This window comes from Psychrobacter sp. TWR1-1-1 (assembly GCF_049895865.1).
Taxonomy (GTDB): Bacteria; Pseudomonadota; Gammaproteobacteria; order Pseudomonadales; family Moraxellaceae; genus Psychrobacter; species Psychrobacter immobilis_A.
Genome location: NZ_JAFCTE010000004.1, coordinates 263,013 through 280,691, shown reverse-complemented (window position 1 = coordinate 280,691; position 17,679 = coordinate 263,013). Strand labels below are relative to the sequence as shown.

Annotated in this window: 12 protein-coding genes, 1 other RNA gene and 1 pseudogene; 9 read left to right on the top strand and 5 right to left on the bottom strand. The window is 42.7% G+C overall.

Translation table 11 applies throughout. From position 1 onward, the window contains the following. Nucleotides 1-113: 113 nt before the first annotated feature. Both ACP69U_RS06375 and ACP69U_RS06370 read left to right on the top strand, forming a co-directional pair. Nucleotides 114-725, top strand: a pseudogene (locus tag ACP69U_RS06375) (IS3 family transposase); the annotation flags it as partial. A gap of 498 nt (nucleotides 726-1,223) precedes the next feature. Then, nucleotides 1,224-1,922: a hypothetical protein gene (locus tag ACP69U_RS06370; protein ID WP_426138143.1), complete on the top strand. Its 699-nt coding sequence runs from the start codon at nucleotides 1,224-1,226 to the stop codon at nucleotides 1,920-1,922. Between the two features lie 78 nt (nucleotides 1,923-2,000). On the opposite strand, the gene ssrA is transcribed toward ACP69U_RS06370, so the two are convergent. Then, nucleotides 2,001-2,378, bottom strand: a transfer-messenger RNA (tmRNA) gene (gene ssrA, locus ACP69U_RS06365). Between the two features lie 85 nt (nucleotides 2,379-2,463). Next, the gene (locus tag ACP69U_RS06360; RefSeq protein WP_426138142.1) at nucleotides 2,464-3,135 is read right to left on the bottom strand and encodes an alpha/beta hydrolase; all 672 of its coding nucleotides are present in this window, start codon (nucleotides 3,133-3,135) and stop codon (nucleotides 2,464-2,466) included. Nucleotides 3,136-3,498: 363 nt separating this feature from the next. On the opposite strand from ACP69U_RS06360, the gene ACP69U_RS06355 reads away from it, so the two are divergent. From ACP69U_RS06355 to ACP69U_RS06345, 3 genes are all read left to right on the top strand, one after another. Beyond that, nucleotides 3,499-4,293 carry a response regulator gene (locus ACP69U_RS06355; RefSeq protein WP_426138141.1) on the top strand — a complete coding sequence of 265 codons (795 nt, stop codon included), beginning with the start codon at nucleotides 3,499-3,501 and terminating at the stop codon, nucleotides 4,291-4,293. A gap of 69 nt (nucleotides 4,294-4,362) precedes the next feature. Continuing rightward, on the top strand, nucleotides 4,363-6,153 hold the full coding sequence (gene creC, locus ACP69U_RS06350) for a two-component system sensor histidine kinase CreC (RefSeq protein ID WP_426138140.1): 1,791 nt from the start codon (nucleotides 4,363-4,365) through the stop codon (nucleotides 6,151-6,153). 116 nt (nucleotides 6,154-6,269) lie between these two features. Further along, nucleotides 6,270-6,470, top strand: a complete 201-nt coding sequence (locus tag ACP69U_RS06345) for a hypothetical protein (RefSeq protein WP_426138139.1) — start codon at nucleotides 6,270-6,272, stop codon at nucleotides 6,468-6,470. 150 nt (nucleotides 6,471-6,620) lie between these two features. Here ACP69U_RS06345 and aroC read toward each other — a convergent pair whose 3' ends face one another. Further along, the gene (aroC, locus tag ACP69U_RS06340) at nucleotides 6,621-7,724 is read right to left on the bottom strand and encodes a chorismate synthase (RefSeq protein ID WP_426138138.1); all 1,104 of its coding nucleotides are present in this window, start codon (nucleotides 7,722-7,724) and stop codon (nucleotides 6,621-6,623) included. A 104-nt stretch (nucleotides 7,725-7,828) separates the two neighbouring features. Next, nucleotides 7,829-8,995 (bottom strand): 50S ribosomal protein L3 N(5)-glutamine methyltransferase, encoded by a 1,167-nt coding sequence (gene prmB / locus ACP69U_RS06335; RefSeq protein WP_201501570.1) that lies wholly within the window; start codon nucleotides 8,993-8,995, stop codon nucleotides 7,829-7,831. A 290-nt stretch (nucleotides 8,996-9,285) separates the two neighbouring features. On the opposite strand from prmB, the gene ACP69U_RS06330 reads away from it, so the two are divergent. Next, nucleotides 9,286-10,725, top strand: a complete 1,440-nt coding sequence (locus ACP69U_RS06330; RefSeq protein WP_426138137.1) for a L,D-transpeptidase family protein — start codon at nucleotides 9,286-9,288, stop codon at nucleotides 10,723-10,725. A gap of 115 nt (nucleotides 10,726-10,840) precedes the next feature. On the opposite strand, the gene ACP69U_RS06325 is transcribed toward ACP69U_RS06330, so the two are convergent. Further along, the gene (locus ACP69U_RS06325; protein ID WP_087814154.1) at nucleotides 10,841-11,053 is read right to left on the bottom strand and encodes a hypothetical protein; all 213 of its coding nucleotides are present in this window, start codon (nucleotides 11,051-11,053) and stop codon (nucleotides 10,841-10,843) included. Between the two features lie 290 nt (nucleotides 11,054-11,343). Between ACP69U_RS06325 and ACP69U_RS06320 the strand changes: the two genes are divergently transcribed. The 3 genes from ACP69U_RS06320 (at nucleotide 11,344) to ACP69U_RS06310 (ending at nucleotide 17,569) form a co-directional block, all read left to right on the top strand. After that, a complete protein-coding gene (locus ACP69U_RS06320; RefSeq protein WP_426138136.1) occupies nucleotides 11,344-13,122 on the top strand; it encodes a DUF389 domain-containing protein in 1,779 nt (592 codons plus the stop codon). 162 nt (nucleotides 13,123-13,284) lie between these two features. Continuing rightward, entirely contained in the window at nucleotides 13,285-15,957 is a 2,673-nt protein-coding gene (gene alaS, locus ACP69U_RS06315) for an alanine--tRNA ligase (RefSeq protein ID WP_426138135.1), read from the top strand. A 325-nt stretch (nucleotides 15,958-16,282) separates the two neighbouring features. Then, entirely contained in the window at nucleotides 16,283-17,569 is a 1,287-nt protein-coding gene (locus tag ACP69U_RS06310) for an aspartate kinase (protein WP_055124395.1), read from the top strand. Nucleotides 17,570-17,679: the final 110 nt, after the last annotated feature.

Sequence of the window (17,679 nt, the reverse complement as noted above, 5' to 3'; positions counted from 1 at the left end):
GCCTGCCGCTTCAATCAGCATGCGAACGGCGCGTTCTTTAATCTCAGGAGTATAGGTTTGTCTTTTCATTGTCGTATTCTCTCAGAATATTAGGTCTCCGACAATCCCGGGGCGGTTCATGGCGTGGTAAAGGCAAGATTACCACCAACAGCCGTGACGACCAAAAACGCGCTGATGATCTAGTCAATCGTAACTTTAGCGCCCATCGCCCTAACCAGCTCTGGGTGGCGGACTTTACCTATATCAAGACCATGAGTGGCTGGGTCTATACCGCCTTTATCATTGATGTGTTTGCCCGCGTCATTGTGGGCTGGAAAGTATCTAATCGCATGAACAAAGACATGGTGATGGCCGCTTTAAATCAATCGATAACAGATAGGAACAATCCTAAGGATGTCATTCATCATAGCGATAGAGGGGTTCAGTATTTATCTATTCGCTACACGGATAAAATGAAGGACTCTGGAGTTATCGCCTCTGTGGGTACAACAGGCGATTCATACGACAACGCATTGGCTGAAACGGTTAATGGGCTTTATAAGACTGAAGTAATCCATTATTTAAAAGAGAACTGGAACGGTGTAAATGATGTTGAACTGGCAACCCTTGAGTGGGTAGATTGGTCCAATAAAACACGACTACATAGTACGATTGGTTATGTGTCACCTTTTGAGTTTGAAAAGCGGTATTATGATAATTTAACCCTGTCAGGCATCGCTGCCTGACTCAAGTAAATCACTCTCCGATATACTTGGGGCGGTTCACCATTACTTACTGGTGGCTTTAATAAAAAAATACTTACCAAATCCTCATTCTGAAAACAAACCTACACCTTATCGTAATAGTAAGCTTATACTTGATCCAAGATTTCCTGAGAGATGAGAAATGAAAAAAATATTTATAGGATTTTACTAACAATATTATCTATTACATTAGCAGGTTGCAGTAATGCGGAGAATAAAAATCAATCAGTGCTACCTCAGACTAATAAAGAAGATATTTTTTTAGATAAACTAAAAATGCAATCATTAAAAACATCCAAACCTCAATTAAAATGCGCATAGTTTAATCTAGATAATATAGATAACACTGTATGCACCTACTGGAAAGACTCTGAGAAATTTGAGAAAGAGATAAAAATCCAAGAATATGAAATTTACCCTTCGCTTATAGAGGTCCATGAATTATCTCCGACTGAATATAATTTTTTTACAACTACAAATATGTATTATAAAAACAAGAGTTATGAGGCTAATATTTTTCCAAATTCTAGAGTCCAACTATCAAATGGAAATGAAGTTATCAACTTAATCTGTAATAAAGATAGTTGTTCTAAGCCATTTTTATGGGGCTTTGCTACAGAGTCAACTATAAGAGATAATCCTAAATTAGCTGATGCGATGATGACTAAGATATCATCTATATATAACTATAACTATAACTATAACTATAACTATAACTATAACTATAACTATAACTATAAAACCTACCTTAATAAAATGAGCAAGCAATCAATTAAAGATAAACTAGCGGTCAAAGTATACTTTATAAAGCCAAATATAGATGACTATGTCTATGTTATTCGACATGTAGATAAAGATTCACCACTAAAGAACACTATTCAAGAATACTTGAACGGTTTAACACCAGAAGAGAAAAAACTAGGGTTTGAGTCTAGTAATTTCGGCAATGAAAATTTTACAGTGAAAATTGAGAACCACATCGCTAAGATTCATTTTACTTCTAATGACTTAACTAAAGATTTGAGATCGCCACAGCAAGTGATCGATTTTACAATGGCTATCATTGTAACAGCCGAGCAATTTGATACTGTTAATGATGCACAGATTTGCGTCAATAATACTTATAATTACGAAATAACTTTTTTTGCTAATGAAGAATCAGTTGATTGTCCCTTTTAACTTTTATTTCAACTATCTACATTTAAAATTAAACCAAAAAAAAATCCGACCACATTAAGTGATCGGATTTTTAATATTTGGTGGAGATGGCGGGAGTTGAACCCGCGTCCGCCAGCATTACGCTCATGAATCTACATGTTTAGTTTCTGTCTTTAGTTTTAATCCGCACCGATCCGACAGTCAGGATGAATTGGACGATTCTCTACTTTTGAACCCAAGCAATTGAGACAATCACTTGTGGCGAGCCTACATGCGGACGCTTCAACTTAGTTGACCAACTGTAGGTGATCAGCAACTAAGTAAACAGGTTTAAACCATGTAAACAGGGTTTAAGCTGCTAGAGCGTAATTTTCGTCGTTTGCGACTATAACAATATATGTTTGATTAACGAGAGGACATATACTCTCGACATGCATCATTGAGTTTCATTACCAGCGTCGAAGCCAGAACATCCCCAATAAGGTTATATATTATATAGGACTTATAGGTCGACTTTCAACCTATATAATATCTATATTACATTACGTTACAGCTGCACTCTCTAAGCCAGTACTTTATTGAGCCATTTACCGATATTTTGAATCTGCGGCATGCAAACTTGATGTGCCATCGGATAAGTATGATAAGCAACATTATAGCCTTTAGCGGATAATAACTGCTGCGCCTGCTCGCCCAAAATTACAGGAACAACTGGATCATGCGTACCATGCTCAATCAATACTGGCATGTCTTTATTAGCAGCGCTATAGCTAATATTATCATTAGTCGCTAGATAAGTAGAGAGTGTCATCAAACCAGCTAAACGCTGCGGGTAGCCAAGTGCCACATGATATGCCACTGCCCCACCTTGCGAAAATCCTGCGATTACAATGTGTTCAGGCTTAACACCACGCTCTATCTCACGGCTGATCAAATCACGGATTTGCTGCGCAGACTCTTCAATCTGAGCGACATCGACTTTACGCTCTAGGCTCATCTCTAAGATGTCGTACCATGCTGGCATGACCATACCACCATTCACCGTCACTGGGCGCTTTGGTGCATGCGGGAAAATAAAACGCACTGCCATATTATCCGCTAAACCGAGCTGTGGTACCACTGGCTCAAAATCATGACCACTCGCGCCCAAACCATGTAGCCAAATAACGGCTCTATCTATCTTTTTTTGCGTTGGGTTATGCTCAACGATGACCGCATCTAAATAGTCACTCATATTTTTAAATTCCTTTAAATAAAAATGGTAGGTACATCAAACTTATTTTTAGTAAAACTGACATTCGCACTATATTTCAATATTTTTTATAATAATACTGATTATTTTACAGCCTTTCATCAAAACCGCTAGTCAAAAAAGTCTTCGCTAATAATGCCAATTTCCATCAACTTTTCACATCTTTTAAGGCCTGATAGCAAAAGCGAGTGCGACTTTTGTGCTACGATAAATTCGTCAACTTAGATAGCACTCTAGCTACTACTGTATGATACCCTACTATCATTTTTCAATGTTCGTATCTCATTAGATATTAATAACCCCTTCATCTTAAATAGTTTCTCTTTATATAGCGATATAGAGCTTATGACCCATATTTTACTGGTAGAAGACGATCCTGCTATCGCGATGTCACTGAAAGTCACTTGCAAGCTTGAAGGCTGGCAAATCACTTGGCTTGATAACGCCAGTAACGTGTTGCCTTTTCTGCGCAATTTACATAATAGTGCTGAAGCGCAAGATCTATCGGCAATTATTTTGGATGTTGGGCTGCCAGATGGTGATGGTCTCAGTCTCTGTCAACAAATACGCCACACCCCTGATATTGCTGGCTTAAAGGACATTCCTATCATCTTCTTGACGGCTCGTAGCGATGAGGTCGATCGTATTTTGGGTTTAGAAATGGGCGGCGATGACTATTGTGCCAAGCCATTTAGCCCGCGCGAGTTGGTTGCTCGCCTAAAAGCCATTTGGCGACGTGAGCAATTATTGTCTCAGTCCTCCACCTCCCCTACAATAGAAGCCAGCGATACAGTCAACCCTGCCTCTCCAAATAATATGTCGGGGCAAGCCTTAACCTTTGAATGTCAGTCTGGCATCTGGCACTACCAACCGCTTAATTATTCGTTAATGTGGCAAGAGCAGAAGCTTGAGCTGAGTAACACCGAACGCAAAATCTTATTGACCTTGTTAAAAGCGCCCAATCAAGTCTTTAGCCGTGAGCAACTGCTGAGCGCGGTGAGCGATTACCCTGATCATCGCTTGGCGAGAACTATAGACAGTCATATCAAGTCCATTCGTAAGCAACTAGCGACCGTCAATGCCAGCATCGATGTCATTCATACGCATCGCGGCTTGGGTTACGCCTTGTGTCCCGCCTAGCTGCACTACCCATAGCCATATTTTGATTAAAACCGACCTTCTATAACGTCAAATAATATACCTAAAAATATGAATCATAAAACCAACGATAGTGCTAACAGCCATCCTAATACTCATATTAATAAGGCTGATAACAGCGCGCATGCCAGCCAAAGCAATTGGTATGCAAAACTGCATCCTATCGGCACCGCGCAGCAAACGACTAAACCAAAACGACTACTGAATTTAAGTATATTTTTTAGGATTTGGCTCGCGTTGGCGTTAGTGCTGATTATCTGCGGTGTGGTCGCATTTACTCAGCTGTTTGGTTATGTCAAACCGACGGCGCAGCAGGTCATCGAAGATACGTTGTTAGACACCAGCAAATTGCTGGCAGCAAGTTTGCAGATGCCATTATCTTCAGGACAGCTATACGATGAGCAGTATCAAACGAAACTCGATGCGGCATTTATCGGTGCGCCCACGATAAGTAAAACAACAGATCCAGAATATAAAAATAAAAGCCCTAGCAGCTTTCGGGTATATGTCACCGATGATAAAGGGATTGTCATATACGACTCACTACCCGAACCTGACAATGATGAAGGACAAGATTACAGCCGCTGGAATGATGTCTATCTAACATTAAATGGTCAGTATGGCGCGAGAAGTACAACGCTAGATCATAATCAGCGAGATGGTACGGTGATGTATGTGGCACAGCCGATAAAGGATGAAACTGGCAACTTGATTGGTATCATCAGCGTTGGCAAGCCTGTCGCTAGCGTGTTGCCTTATTTAGACGATACGCGCAATCGCATGCTGATCACAGCACTGCTCATGAGTATTGCTGCCCTTATATTAGCAGGACTGGTCGCATGGTGGCTCAAGCAAAGCATCAGTTTAGTGACCCAATATACCAGTGCGCTGGCAGAAGACACCAAAAAACCCTATTTTTACTTAGGCCATGAACTTAATAGCCTAACGGATACCATTGAGTCTATGAAACATCGATTGGAAAATCGCGCCTATGTCACCGACTATGTTCATACCCTGACCCATGAGCTCAAAAGTCCGTTAACCGCCATTCGTGCTAGTAGTGAGTTGCTAGAAGACGACGGGCTCGATAAAGAAGATCAACAGATGCTCATCCAGTCCATTGGTGAACAAAGTATCAAAATGCAACAATTGATTGATCGGCTGCTATTACTTGCCAAAGTTGAGCAACCGACTTTTAAGCTGAATCGCCAGCTGACCCCTCTACTACCGTTGTTGCAAACCCTTGCAAAAGACAATAGCGCTAAATTGCAACAGCAGCACCTAGCGCCTATCGACATCTATCTTAATGATAAATGGGTGACTGAAACAGCGACTTTATCACCAAATGCCTTGGCAAATACCAACGTTTTCGCTGACCAGTTTTGGTTGGTACAAGTGCTGCAAAATGTATTGGACAATGCCATTCATTTTGCCGATAGCACAGTTTCTATTTATCTGCACAGCATCGCGCAACATGGTTCAGCGCAAACTGTGACTATTGACATCTTTAATAATGGTAAATTGCTCCCTGAGTATGCCGTTGATAAAGCGTTTGACCGTTATTTTAGCTTATCGCATCAGAGCCAAGCTGCTGAAAAAGCCTCAGAGCATGCACCAGATAAATCTTCCAAGTTAGAAATCAAACAAGCACAGCAGCCCAATGTCACAAGTAATACCTTAAAAAAAGGCACTGGCCTTGGTTTAACCCTTGTGAAGCAAGTTATTGAGCATCATGGCGGTCAGGTAACTATTAATAACGTCCATGATAATAACGATAAAATTGGTACTGATAAGAATCAGCGTTCTGGTGTCATGGTTAGCTTAACCCTACCCTTGGCTTAAAAATAAACATCTATGCCAGTTCATGAATTTTCCATCATTCCTACACAGGTTTTCTATCTGCTTGTTTTACGATAGCGTTATTCAAATTCGTAACCCATATTAAGGATAGAAAGACGATGAAAGACGCTATTGAACAAAATAAAATTATAAAAAACTGTTTAGGCGGTAGTCGTCATTTTTGCTTACAAATGCTGTCAGGTGAAGGGATTGATAGTATCGCTTTTGGGCATTGGTTAGCCATTCCTAGTCAACAACTGCTATTGGTATTTCGCCACCAGCAATGTGTGACTATTGACCACTATCAAGTAGCGGCTTAAAAATTCATTCAATGTACTGATTAAATCTTATCAATTAAGTTGCTGGTTTTTCAATTGTTTATAAAAACCAGTCAAAAAAAACCTCTATCATATCTAGTTAGAAACGCTGGTTAGAAGTGATAGAAGGTTTATAATTTTACGGTAAACAATCTAAGTAATAGATGCTACTGGCGGCTTAACATCCGCATTTTGACCGCGATGGCGCAAATAGTGATCGAGCAAAACGATAGCCAGCATGGCTTCTGCGATAGGTGTGGCACGTACCCCTACACAAGGATCATGACGACCTTTGGTCAGCATATCAACCGATTCGCCTTGTGTATTGATACTCTTGCCAGCCGTGGTAATGCTAGAGGTTGGCTTAAGCGCAATACTGACACGGATGTCTTGCCCTGACGAGATGCCGCCCAAAATACCACCAGCATGATTGGCAGTGAAACCGTCTGGCGTCAGCTCATCACGAGAGCTATGACCGAACTGTCCTGCCACTGCCATGCCATCGCCGACCTCAACGCCTTTAACAGCATTGATGCTCATCATCGCATGGGCAATATCTGCATCCAAACGATCAAATACCGGCTCACCTAGTCCAACGGGTACACCGCTGGCAATAATCTCTAGACGGGCCCCGCAGCTAGTGCCTTCACGGCGCAAACTGTCTATCAAGGTCTCAAAACGACTGACAGCATCGGCATCGGCGCAAAAAAACGGATTGCTATTCACAAAGTCCCAATCAATTTGGCTTGAGTCTAGGACATTGCTGTACTCATTGCCAATTTGGGTGACGTGACCACGGACTTGTACACCTAAGCGCTCTTGTAGATATTTCTTAGCGATAGCACCTGCCGCCACGCGCATCGCAGTCTCGCGCGCTGAGGAACGCCCGCCGCCACGATAATCACGAAAGCCATATTTCATGCTATAGGTATAGTCGGCATGACCGGGGCGAAACGTGTCTTTAATCTCGCCATAGTCTTTGGACTTTTGATTGGTATTACGAATCAGCAGGCCAATAGAGGTGCCGGTCGTCTTACCCTCAAACACACCAGAAATAATCTCAACTTCATCGGACTCACGGCGCTGGGTAGAGTATTTAGACGTGCCCGGTTTGCGGCGATCTAAATCGATTTGCAAATCATCTGCGGATAAGGCTAAGCCAGGCGGCACGCCATCGACGATTGCCATAAGACCTGCACCATGCGACTCACCACAAGTCGTGACTGTAAAAACCTGTCCAATGCTATTGCCTGCCATATTTATCCTTAAACAAATGAAGTCGATTTTTGAGTATCGCGTAAATCTCGATGGTTTTATTGCTCAATAGTTCTCTTGCTTGATAGCTCTATTACCTGATAGTTCTATTGAATGCTATCTAACAGTTGCACGTAAGCATTGAACAGCTCACGATGCGCCATGAGCTCATCATAAGTAATCGCAAAGACACCGTGACCACCGTGGGCAAATTTCAACCAGTCAAACTGGATTTCAGGATAGGCTTGCTTTAATGCCCACTCACTATCACCTACTTCACAAACTAACAAGCCTTCTGGACTTAAATAATCTGGCGCTTCAAACAAAATACGATGCACCAAATCCAGCCCATCTTGACCCGCGGCTAGCGCATGCTCTGGCTCATATAAAAATTCAGGTGGCAGCTCTGCCATAATAGCCGCATCAACATACGGCGGATTGGTGACGATCAGTTCATACTGGTGTTCAGCAGGAATCTTAGCAAACAGATCGGACTCAATCACATTAACCTGATGCCCAAGATCATGATGATCGACGTTAACCATAGCTACTTCAAGCGCACTTTTATCGATATCAACAGCATCAACCAGCGCATCAACGAAACGCGTCGCAAGCGCAATAGCAATACAACCAGAACCAGTGCATAAGTCTAAAATACGCTCAGGCTGTGACAGCTGCTTGACCTCTAAACCGTGATCATAAAATGCAGCAGCCTGCTCGTTGACGCTCTTACCAAGTGGTTTGGCAAGCTCATTGACATCAAAATATGGATGGAACTGCTGACGAATCAATTCTGCGATAGGCGATCTTGGAATTAGCACCCGCTCATCGACATAAAAAGGCAAATCACAGAAGTATGATAAGTTGATCAAATAGCTTAATGGTTTACGCTCAGCGATACGCTCTTCTAACAAACTCAGTACCAACTGCTTCTCTGATGTGGTCAAGCGACAATCGAGAATCTGCTCATTGGCTGACCAGTCTAAAGCCAGAGAATGCAAAACAATGGCGGATGCTTCAGCAAACTCATCGGTGGTGCCTTGTGCAACGACCACATCATAATTACGAAGCTGGGTGACCGAAAAGCGAATAAAATCACGAATACTGACCAATTGCTCGCGGGCCTCTTCTAATTCTGCAGGCAAATTGGCAAATTGCTCGTCTTCACTCAGAATCCCACTCTCTAAATCAAACACCATTTCACTCTCTAGACCATCGTCATTGAAGTATTGATTTTGAAACTCTTCTGCGCTCATTGTTTGGTCTTCTGACATATCGCACCTTGCTGATTACATGTTCACTGACTACATGCGGATGGGTTAAAACGCCTTTTATTAAAAGCCGATCTATTAAATAAAAATTTATTCACCATTATAGACATAAACGCTAAGTTGCGCCAATTTTTGCAGTTTTATATTCATAAAAATGGTTCTAAAAACAATGTGAATAATGAGGATTGTAGGTAAGAATAGCGCATCATCTTATGCATACCCTCGCTCAGTTATTGCCCAACTGTAGTGAATACGTCAACGGTTGACGTTTGGCAAGACTTTAATGAAAAAAGATGTGTCAAAAGTTTGCGAAGCATTCAAATTATGCGCATAATAGCCCCATTAGTTATAACCATAAGTATCCCAATATGATGAAAATGAAGCCTCTTATTACCGCTATATCAATTGCTATCGTTACTACCAGTGTCAGCGCCGTTGCCGCACCTGCTGATAATACGCGCACCCTGCCAGTACGAACTGCTGACTCAATGCCTAGCATTGCCAAAAAAGTTAGCCTTGATGTACAAGAGAACCGCAGTAGCTCAATCGATGGTCGTGCGCCTGTTGTAGCCACGCCTGCCTTGAAGCCTAATTCACCTGATCGTATGACTCAGCTGATTGACGAAAAGCAGGAAGTCGATGTAGAGACAGCGCAACAAGCAGTCAGTGCTGATAATATGACGGTAGAAGAGCTGGCTCGTAAAGATGTGCAGTCTGATAGCACTGACGATATTAGTGAAGGTCAAGCTGTCGCTGCCCCTACCGCAGCCATATCTGATGCTAGCCCAGCAGATACGTCTATCAAAAGCATCGAAGATGTTAATGGTAAAAAACATACTACGCTGAATTTGTCGAATTACGCCAAACAGGTAAACGGTGCCACATGGACACCGAATATGAAAGTTAACTCGGCAATGACGATCAAAATGCAGGCACTGCTTGATTGGAACCATGCTTCTCCTGGTGCCATCGATGGCGGCTGGGGCATGAACAGTAAAAAAGCCCTCATCAACTTCCAAACCATGAAAGGTCTGCCAGCCACAGGTAAAATGGATCAAAAAACGTGGGATGCGTTGAATAAAAATATCCCAGCGAATAAACCAGTGCTCGTGACTTACACCATCACTGAAGATGATATTAAGACCAACTTTGCCAGCACACCTGCAGGTTCAGAAGCCAAGTCAAAAATGAAAGGCTTATACTATCAAGACATTAAAGAGATGTTTGGTGAGCGCTTCCATATGGATGTGCGTTATTTAGATAAGCTGAACAAAAATAAGCAGTATAAAGCCGGTGAAACCATCACTGTTTTAAATACCCGTGCACCACTTAAGCAGCGCATTAACCGTGTGGTTGCCAATAAAGCCGATAAGACATTATATGCTTATAACGGCGATAAGCTGGTAGCTACTTACCCAACGACAATCGGTAGCGATGCCACACCATCGCCACAAGGTTCGTTTAAAATCATTAACAAGGTGAAAATGCCTTGGTATAAAGCAACCGTTGGTAAAGGCGCAGACAAACAAATACATATGCTACCACCAGGACCAAATAGCCCTGTTGGCGTCGTATGGATGGGCTTATCTAAACCTTCATATGGTATTCATGGTTCACCAAAGCCTGAAGGCATCAGTCGCCAAGCCTCTGCAGGTTGTGTGCGTTTGACCAACTGGGATGTGTTAGAGGTTTACGCCAATATCGAAAATGGCGCGACTGTTGAGCTTAAATAAATTGAGCTTAATTAATAAGTCATAAATGATGAATAAAAAAAGACCTTACTATCAAGGTCTTTTTTTATGGCTGATAATCGGATTTATTGATTTAAATTGACAACATTATTCATTTTTATGCTTTATAGCCTTCTTCATTACCAGTAATGCTACCGACTTTTTTGGTAAAAAACATGCCTGCAGGGATGGACACCAAAACGCCCAATGCTACTGCTATTTGGATATGAGGTATTTCATTAAAACCTGTGACTAAAGCGCCAATCATAAAAACGCCAATGGTAACGGTTGCTGCGATTGAATAGATAACAGAGAATAATGGCCAGTTCATAACTTATTCCTCATTTTTATTGTGGATATAGTACCTTTATACACTAAACCCACAAAGAAAGTAAGTATTTCCTATAAACCTGCGAGCCAGCTATAGTAGGTGACTAAGCATAAAAACCCTGTTAAAGTTAAGGTTTTTATTATCGTTAGTTAATGATGCATAATTTTACTATTTTAAGTATTACTATTTAATGACACTGCGCTGTATTTAGTCGTAAAAAACCCATACGTTGTCCTCGTTTTATCATTACAATAATGTCTTTCTTTTACTTTTTAAGAAAGCCATCTGCCATGACCTCATCTGAAAACAAACCCTCTAATGATTCTTCATTTATAAAAGATGCCTCAAGCACAGCCAATTATCCAGACAAAAAAGCGGCGCTAACTGACGCAGATGGTAGCTCTGTACTAGATAGCACTGTCGAACATACTGAGTCTTCAAAAAGCTCAGAGACTCGTGATGATAATGACTGCGGCGAGGATATGGCTTGTGCGCAGCCGCCTGAAACAACGATAGCGATAAAGTCCATTGGTGCTGACGAGGTAGTGGCAACGTTAGAAACCGCCAAGCCCAACAATGAGTCTGAAATAACTAAACTTGAAATCACTGAGCCTGAGACACCACTATCCAATGAATCGTTAAAATCCACAACAGCGCCCAATCATAAAAATCTAGAAAATGCATCAGCAGAACATGCTCAAGAAGAAGATAACGCTTCAGAGCAAAATTCTCAAAAAGATGCTGACGCTGATGCTGAGATAACGGTAGAGGCAGAGGATATTGCACCCGCTGATGCACAGAGCACTTATCCTATCTCTGATAACCCTCAGCAAGAAAGCAAAGCAAATAGTGACAACACAAAACCGTCCTCAATTGATAAACAGCCAGACACACCGAAAAATAATGACACTATCGTAAAAAGTACTGTGAAAGATAAAGTCGATAATCAGGAAGAACTAGAAGACGAGATTAAAGAAAAAAAAGAAGCTAAATTGGAGTCTTATAAGCAATTTGTTGCCGAGCAATTTAGCAATCAAAAGGTAGACTATCCAGAAGTACGGGTCAGAATCGAGGCCAACGCGCTGCCTAGCAAAATGTATTTCATTATGAATATACTTTCTGCCATCATCGCCAGTTATGGGTTAGTGACCAATTCAGCTGCCGTCGTCATTGGCGCCATGTTGGTTGCCATGATGTTAGGTCCCATTACTGGCATAGCGTTAGCGATTATTGATCATCGTATGCCATTGCTACGTAAATCACTGATTACGGTTATCGTTGGTGTGTCCTTAGTGGTATTGGTTGGTTTTATCGTCGGCTGGTTACACAAAGATCAGCCACTGACCGCAGAGATATTATCGCGCACTCAGCCAACCTCGATGGATTTAATGATTGCTCTAGCGGGTGGTACTGCTGGCGCTTACGCGATGGTTTCACCGCACCTATCTGTGGCAGTGGTCGGCGTGGCGGTAGCCACTGCATTGGTGCCACCTCTTGCCGCGAGTGGGATATTATTCGCCAATGGCGAGACGCAGCTTGGACTTGGGGCACTGCTACTGGCACTAACCAATATTATTGCTATCCAGTTTACCAATGCTTTAGTACTTTGGTTATTAGGCTTTCGCCGTTTGGTCGATGATGATTATAAATCCAGCACCTATTTGACCTTTTTACGCCGTAATGCGGTGACGTTATTATTGTTAGGTGGCTTAGGGACGTATTTGTCCATCAATCTACAGACCAATGCCAAACAACAGGTTTTTGAGAGTAGCGTCAAAGAAGCTATCAATAGCTACTTTATCGACAAAGGCAACGTACTGACCAATACTCAGTTTGATACTTCAGAAGAAAATAAGGTCGTACGTGCGGTCATTCGCGGAGAGACGACGCCTACTTCATACGATGTACGGCAAATCGAAACCGTCATCACTCAAGATATGGCAGAGAATTTCCCTGAATATTTACCCATTAAGCTACAGCTACGCTACTTGCCAGTACAAGTCATTGAGTCCAATCCATTGATACAAGATAAACTAGACGAGACTGATGCGGCGATTTTGACCAATTAGCTTTTTTGACCAACTGGCTTTGATGCACTACAAATCCATCGAGCATCTACATGCGCAGAATAACCTAGCCGTTGTAACTCTTGTACCAAGAGCTTGGGCGTTTGTGCTAAAATCGTTTGCAAAATTATTTTACTCAATTCTATTCGCCAGTAAGGAGCCGCTGTGAGCCAGCCATTTCGCTCAGCCGATATTCGTCAAGCTTTTATCGATTTTTTCATAAGCAAGCAGCACACCCCCGTCGCCTCATCGAGTTTGATTCCACACAATGACCCGACATTGCTATTTACCAATGCCGGCATGAATCAATTTAAAGAAACGTTTTTGGGTATGGAGCCACGTGATTATACCCGTGCGGTAACCTCACAAAAATGTGTAAGAGCGGGCGGCAAGCATAACGATTTGGACAATGTTGGCTACACGGCGCGCCATCATACCTTCTTTGAAATGTTAGGCAACTTCTCGTTTGGCGATTATTTTAAGCAAGCCGGTATTGGATATATTTGGGAGTTTTTGACCTCAGATGAATGGCTAGCAATCGATAAAAATCGCTTGTATGTGACCATTTATGAGACTGACGACGAAGCCTTTGATATTTGGCATAAAGACATCGGTATTCCTAGCGAGCGCATTATCCGTATTGGCGATAATAAAGGCGCGCCTTACGCCTCAGACAACTTTTGGACGATGGGTGACACTGGTCCTTGCGGCCCTTGTACTGAAGTCTTTTATGATCATGGTGCCGATATCGAAGGCGGCCTACCGGGCACACCAGAAGAAGATGGCGACCGTTATATCGAGATTTGGAACTGCGTCTTTATGCAGTTTAATCGTCAAAAAGATGGCACTATGCTACCACTACCAGCGCCAAGCGTAGATACTGGCATGGGGCTTGAGCGTATCAGCGCCATCATGCAAGGCGTCCATGGCAACTACGAGATAGATTTATTTGTACATTTAATGGATGCGGCAGCTGAGATTTTAGAGATTGAAAACCAGCAACAATCGTCATTAAAAGTCATCGCTGACCATATTCGCGCTGTTTCATTTTTGATTGCTGATGGCGTTACTCCAAGCAACGAAGGTCGTGGTTATGTACTGCGCCGTATCATTCGTCGTGCGGTACGTCATGGCAATAAACTTGGTGCTGACAGTGAGTTTTTCTATAAAATGGTCGAGCCCTTGGTTGCTGAAATGGGTACGGCGTATCCTGAGCTCAAAGATAAGCAAAGCATCATTGAAAATGCCATTCAAAAAGAAGAAGCACAGTTTGCCAAAACTTTGGCACAAGGCTTACGTCTACTTGCCAGCGAACTGGAAGGTCTAAAAGATGGCGACACGTTATCTGGGGAAGCTGCATTTAAACTGTACGATACTTATGGTTTCCCGGTCGATTTGACTGCGGATATCACTCGTGAGCGCGGTATTGTGATTGATGAAGCTGAATTTGATGAGCATATGCAAGCGCAACGTGAGCGTGCTCGTGATGCTGGCAAATTTGACGTTGATTATAGCAGTGTCATTCAAGTAGAAAACCCAACGACCTTTATCGGTTATGAGCAGCTTGCAGAAGAAGGCGTCACGATTGATGCGCTGTATCAAGATGGCAGTCCAGCCGATAGCTTAAACGAAGGTATGGAAGGCGTCGTGGTACTTGACCGTACACCGTTTTATGCTGAAGGTGGTGGTCAAGTTGGTGAGCTTGGCGAAATTCGCACTGCAACGGGCGTTTTTGAAGTGCAAGACACCAAAAAATCTGGTCAAGCCATCATCCATTATGGTGTCGTGACCATGGGCGACATTAACACCAAACAAAACGCTGATGCGCAAGTCTTGTCAAGTATTCGCGCAGCAAGTGCCAAAAACCACTCTGCCACGCATCTATTGCATGCCGCATTAAGAGAAGTATTGGGTGATGAAGTCACGCAAAAAGGCTCGCTAGTATCAAGCGAAGTCTTACGTTTCGATTTCTCGTATGACAAGCCCGTCAGCACTGCTGAAATTACGCGTATCGAACGCTTAGTCAATGAGCAAATTCAAGCCAACACCCCTGCTCGCATCGAGAATATGTCTATCGACGAAGCGATGAAACAAGGTGCAATGGCATTGTTTGGCGAAAAATATGGCAGTGACGTTCGCGTTTTAACCATGGGCACTGACAGTATTGTCGATGGTCAGCGCAAGCCCTTCTCTATTGAGCTTTGTGGTGGTTTGCACGTTAAACGTACTGGTGATATTGGTGTGCTAAAAATTACCAGCGAATCAGGTATTGCTGCTGGCATCCGCCGTATTGAAGCGGTCACTGGCATGAATGCGATTAAAAACATTCAGCAAAGTGAGCAGCAGCTGAGCGAGCTTGCCAGTCAGCTAAAAGTGAAACGTCCTGAAGTGGCGCAGCGTGTGCGTACCATGGCGGATAAGCAGCGCGAACTTGAGAAACAACTAGAGCGTTTAGAGCAAAAAATCGCCAGCGCCCAAGCAGCCAATTTACTCGATGAAGTACAGACCATCGCAGGCACGCCCGTGCTTATCAGTACCTTAAGCGGTATCGACGGCAAATCTATCCGTACCCTGATGGACGATATTAAATCTAAACTCCCTGATAGCGTGATTGTATTGATTGGTGATAAAGACGAACAGTTAGCCCTAGCTGCAAGCGTGGCAAAGTCTGTGACTGCTAAAGTAAAAGCTGGTGATATCATTCGTCATTTGGCAAGTGAGCTGGGCGGTAAAGGGGGTGGTAAGCCAGATTACGCACAAGGCGGCGCGCCAAAGTCTGGCAACAGTACCGCGGTTATCAACGCCCTACCTGCTTGGATTGAAACTCAGCTTAGCTAGTCCTGAAAAAGACATGAATACAGCGCATCACTCTGGTCTACAACGCATAAGATACGCGATTGGTTATGACGGTTATAACCAATCGCCATGTATCTAAGCGCTACGGGCACTTAACGTTGTGACGTAGATATGATATAAAGGTCAACGTTTATATGCATCGTGCGTGCATTACCTAGTCAGCACTACTGAATACATAAACGAAAAGCATGGGCGCAATTCTTATAATACGGCTTTATCTATACAATCATTGATTGAGCGTCACATCCGCATATTGGCTCTCATTGATGATAATAAAAGGCCATTAATGAATAATAGGTAGATTTTTATGGCGTTAATAGTACAGAAATACGGCGGCACCTCGATGGGCAGTATCGACCGCATCAAAAACGTCGCCAAACGAGTCAAACGCTGGCATGACAACGGTCATCAAATAGTTGTTGTCGTCTCTGCCATGAGCGGCGAAACCAACCGTTTGATTGATCTAGCACGCCAAATTAGCACTCAGCCTGATCCCCGTGAATACGACCAAATGGTCTCAACCGGTGAGCAAGTATCGATTTCATTGCTTGCCATGGCGATTAAAGAGCTTGGTGTAGGCGCTCGTTCATTTACTGGTCGTCAAGTAGCGATTAAAACGGACAATGCCCACAATAAAGCTCGTATCGAAAGCATCGATGACAAAAACATACGTGAGCAACTTGATGCAGGCAATGTCGTCATCGTTGCAGGCTTTCAAGGTATTGATGACGAAGGTAATGCAACCACATTAGGGCGCGGCGGCTCTGATACCACAGGTGTCGCTATTGCTGCTGCCTTGGGTGCTGATGAATGTCAGATTTATACCGATGTTGATGGCGTTTATACCACTGACCCTCGTGTGACCTCAAAAGCCAAAAAACTTGAAAAAATTACCTTTGAAGAAATGCTAGAGATGGCAAGTCTTGGCTCTAAGATTTTACAGATTCGTTCGGTAGAATTCGCCGGTAAATATGGTGTACCACTGCGCGTATTATCTAGCTTTGATGAAAACAACGATGGTAGCTTCGACCAAGAATTTCAAGACAATGTCGGCACCCTAATTACGATAGACGAAGGAGACAACATGGAACAGGCAATCATCTCAGGTATCGCTTTTAATCGAGACGAAGCAAAAATAGTCGTGCGCGGTGTACCTGATCATCCTGGTATTGCCTCTGCTATCCTAAGCCCGATTGGTCGTGCCAATATTGAAATTGATATGATAGTGCAAAACCTCTCTACCAACGGCACCACCGACTTTACTTTTACTGTCAACCGTACTGACATGGACAAAACCATGAAAGTACTGGAAAATGAAGTCAAAGATGAGATCGGTGCTAAAGAGATATTGGCTAATGATGAAGTCGTTAAAGTCTCTTTAGTCGGCGTCGGCATGCGCTCTCATGCTGGTGTTGCGAGCCTCATGTTCCAAACGCTTGCTGAAAACAATATCAATATTCAAATGATATCAACCAGCGAAATCAAAGTGTCTGTCCTTATCCAAGAACAGTATTTAGAAAAAGCCGTTAAATCACTACATACCGCATTTGGTCTGGATCGTGAAGATGGCGAAAGTAAAATCGCTGGGCTATAACTTATTTTAAAACGCTTAAAATAATCGATTTAGCATTAACAGTTATGCATTAAGTCAGTATCAATTACTTTCAACAATGTATTAAATTAAATAGGGTCTTTTTAGATCCT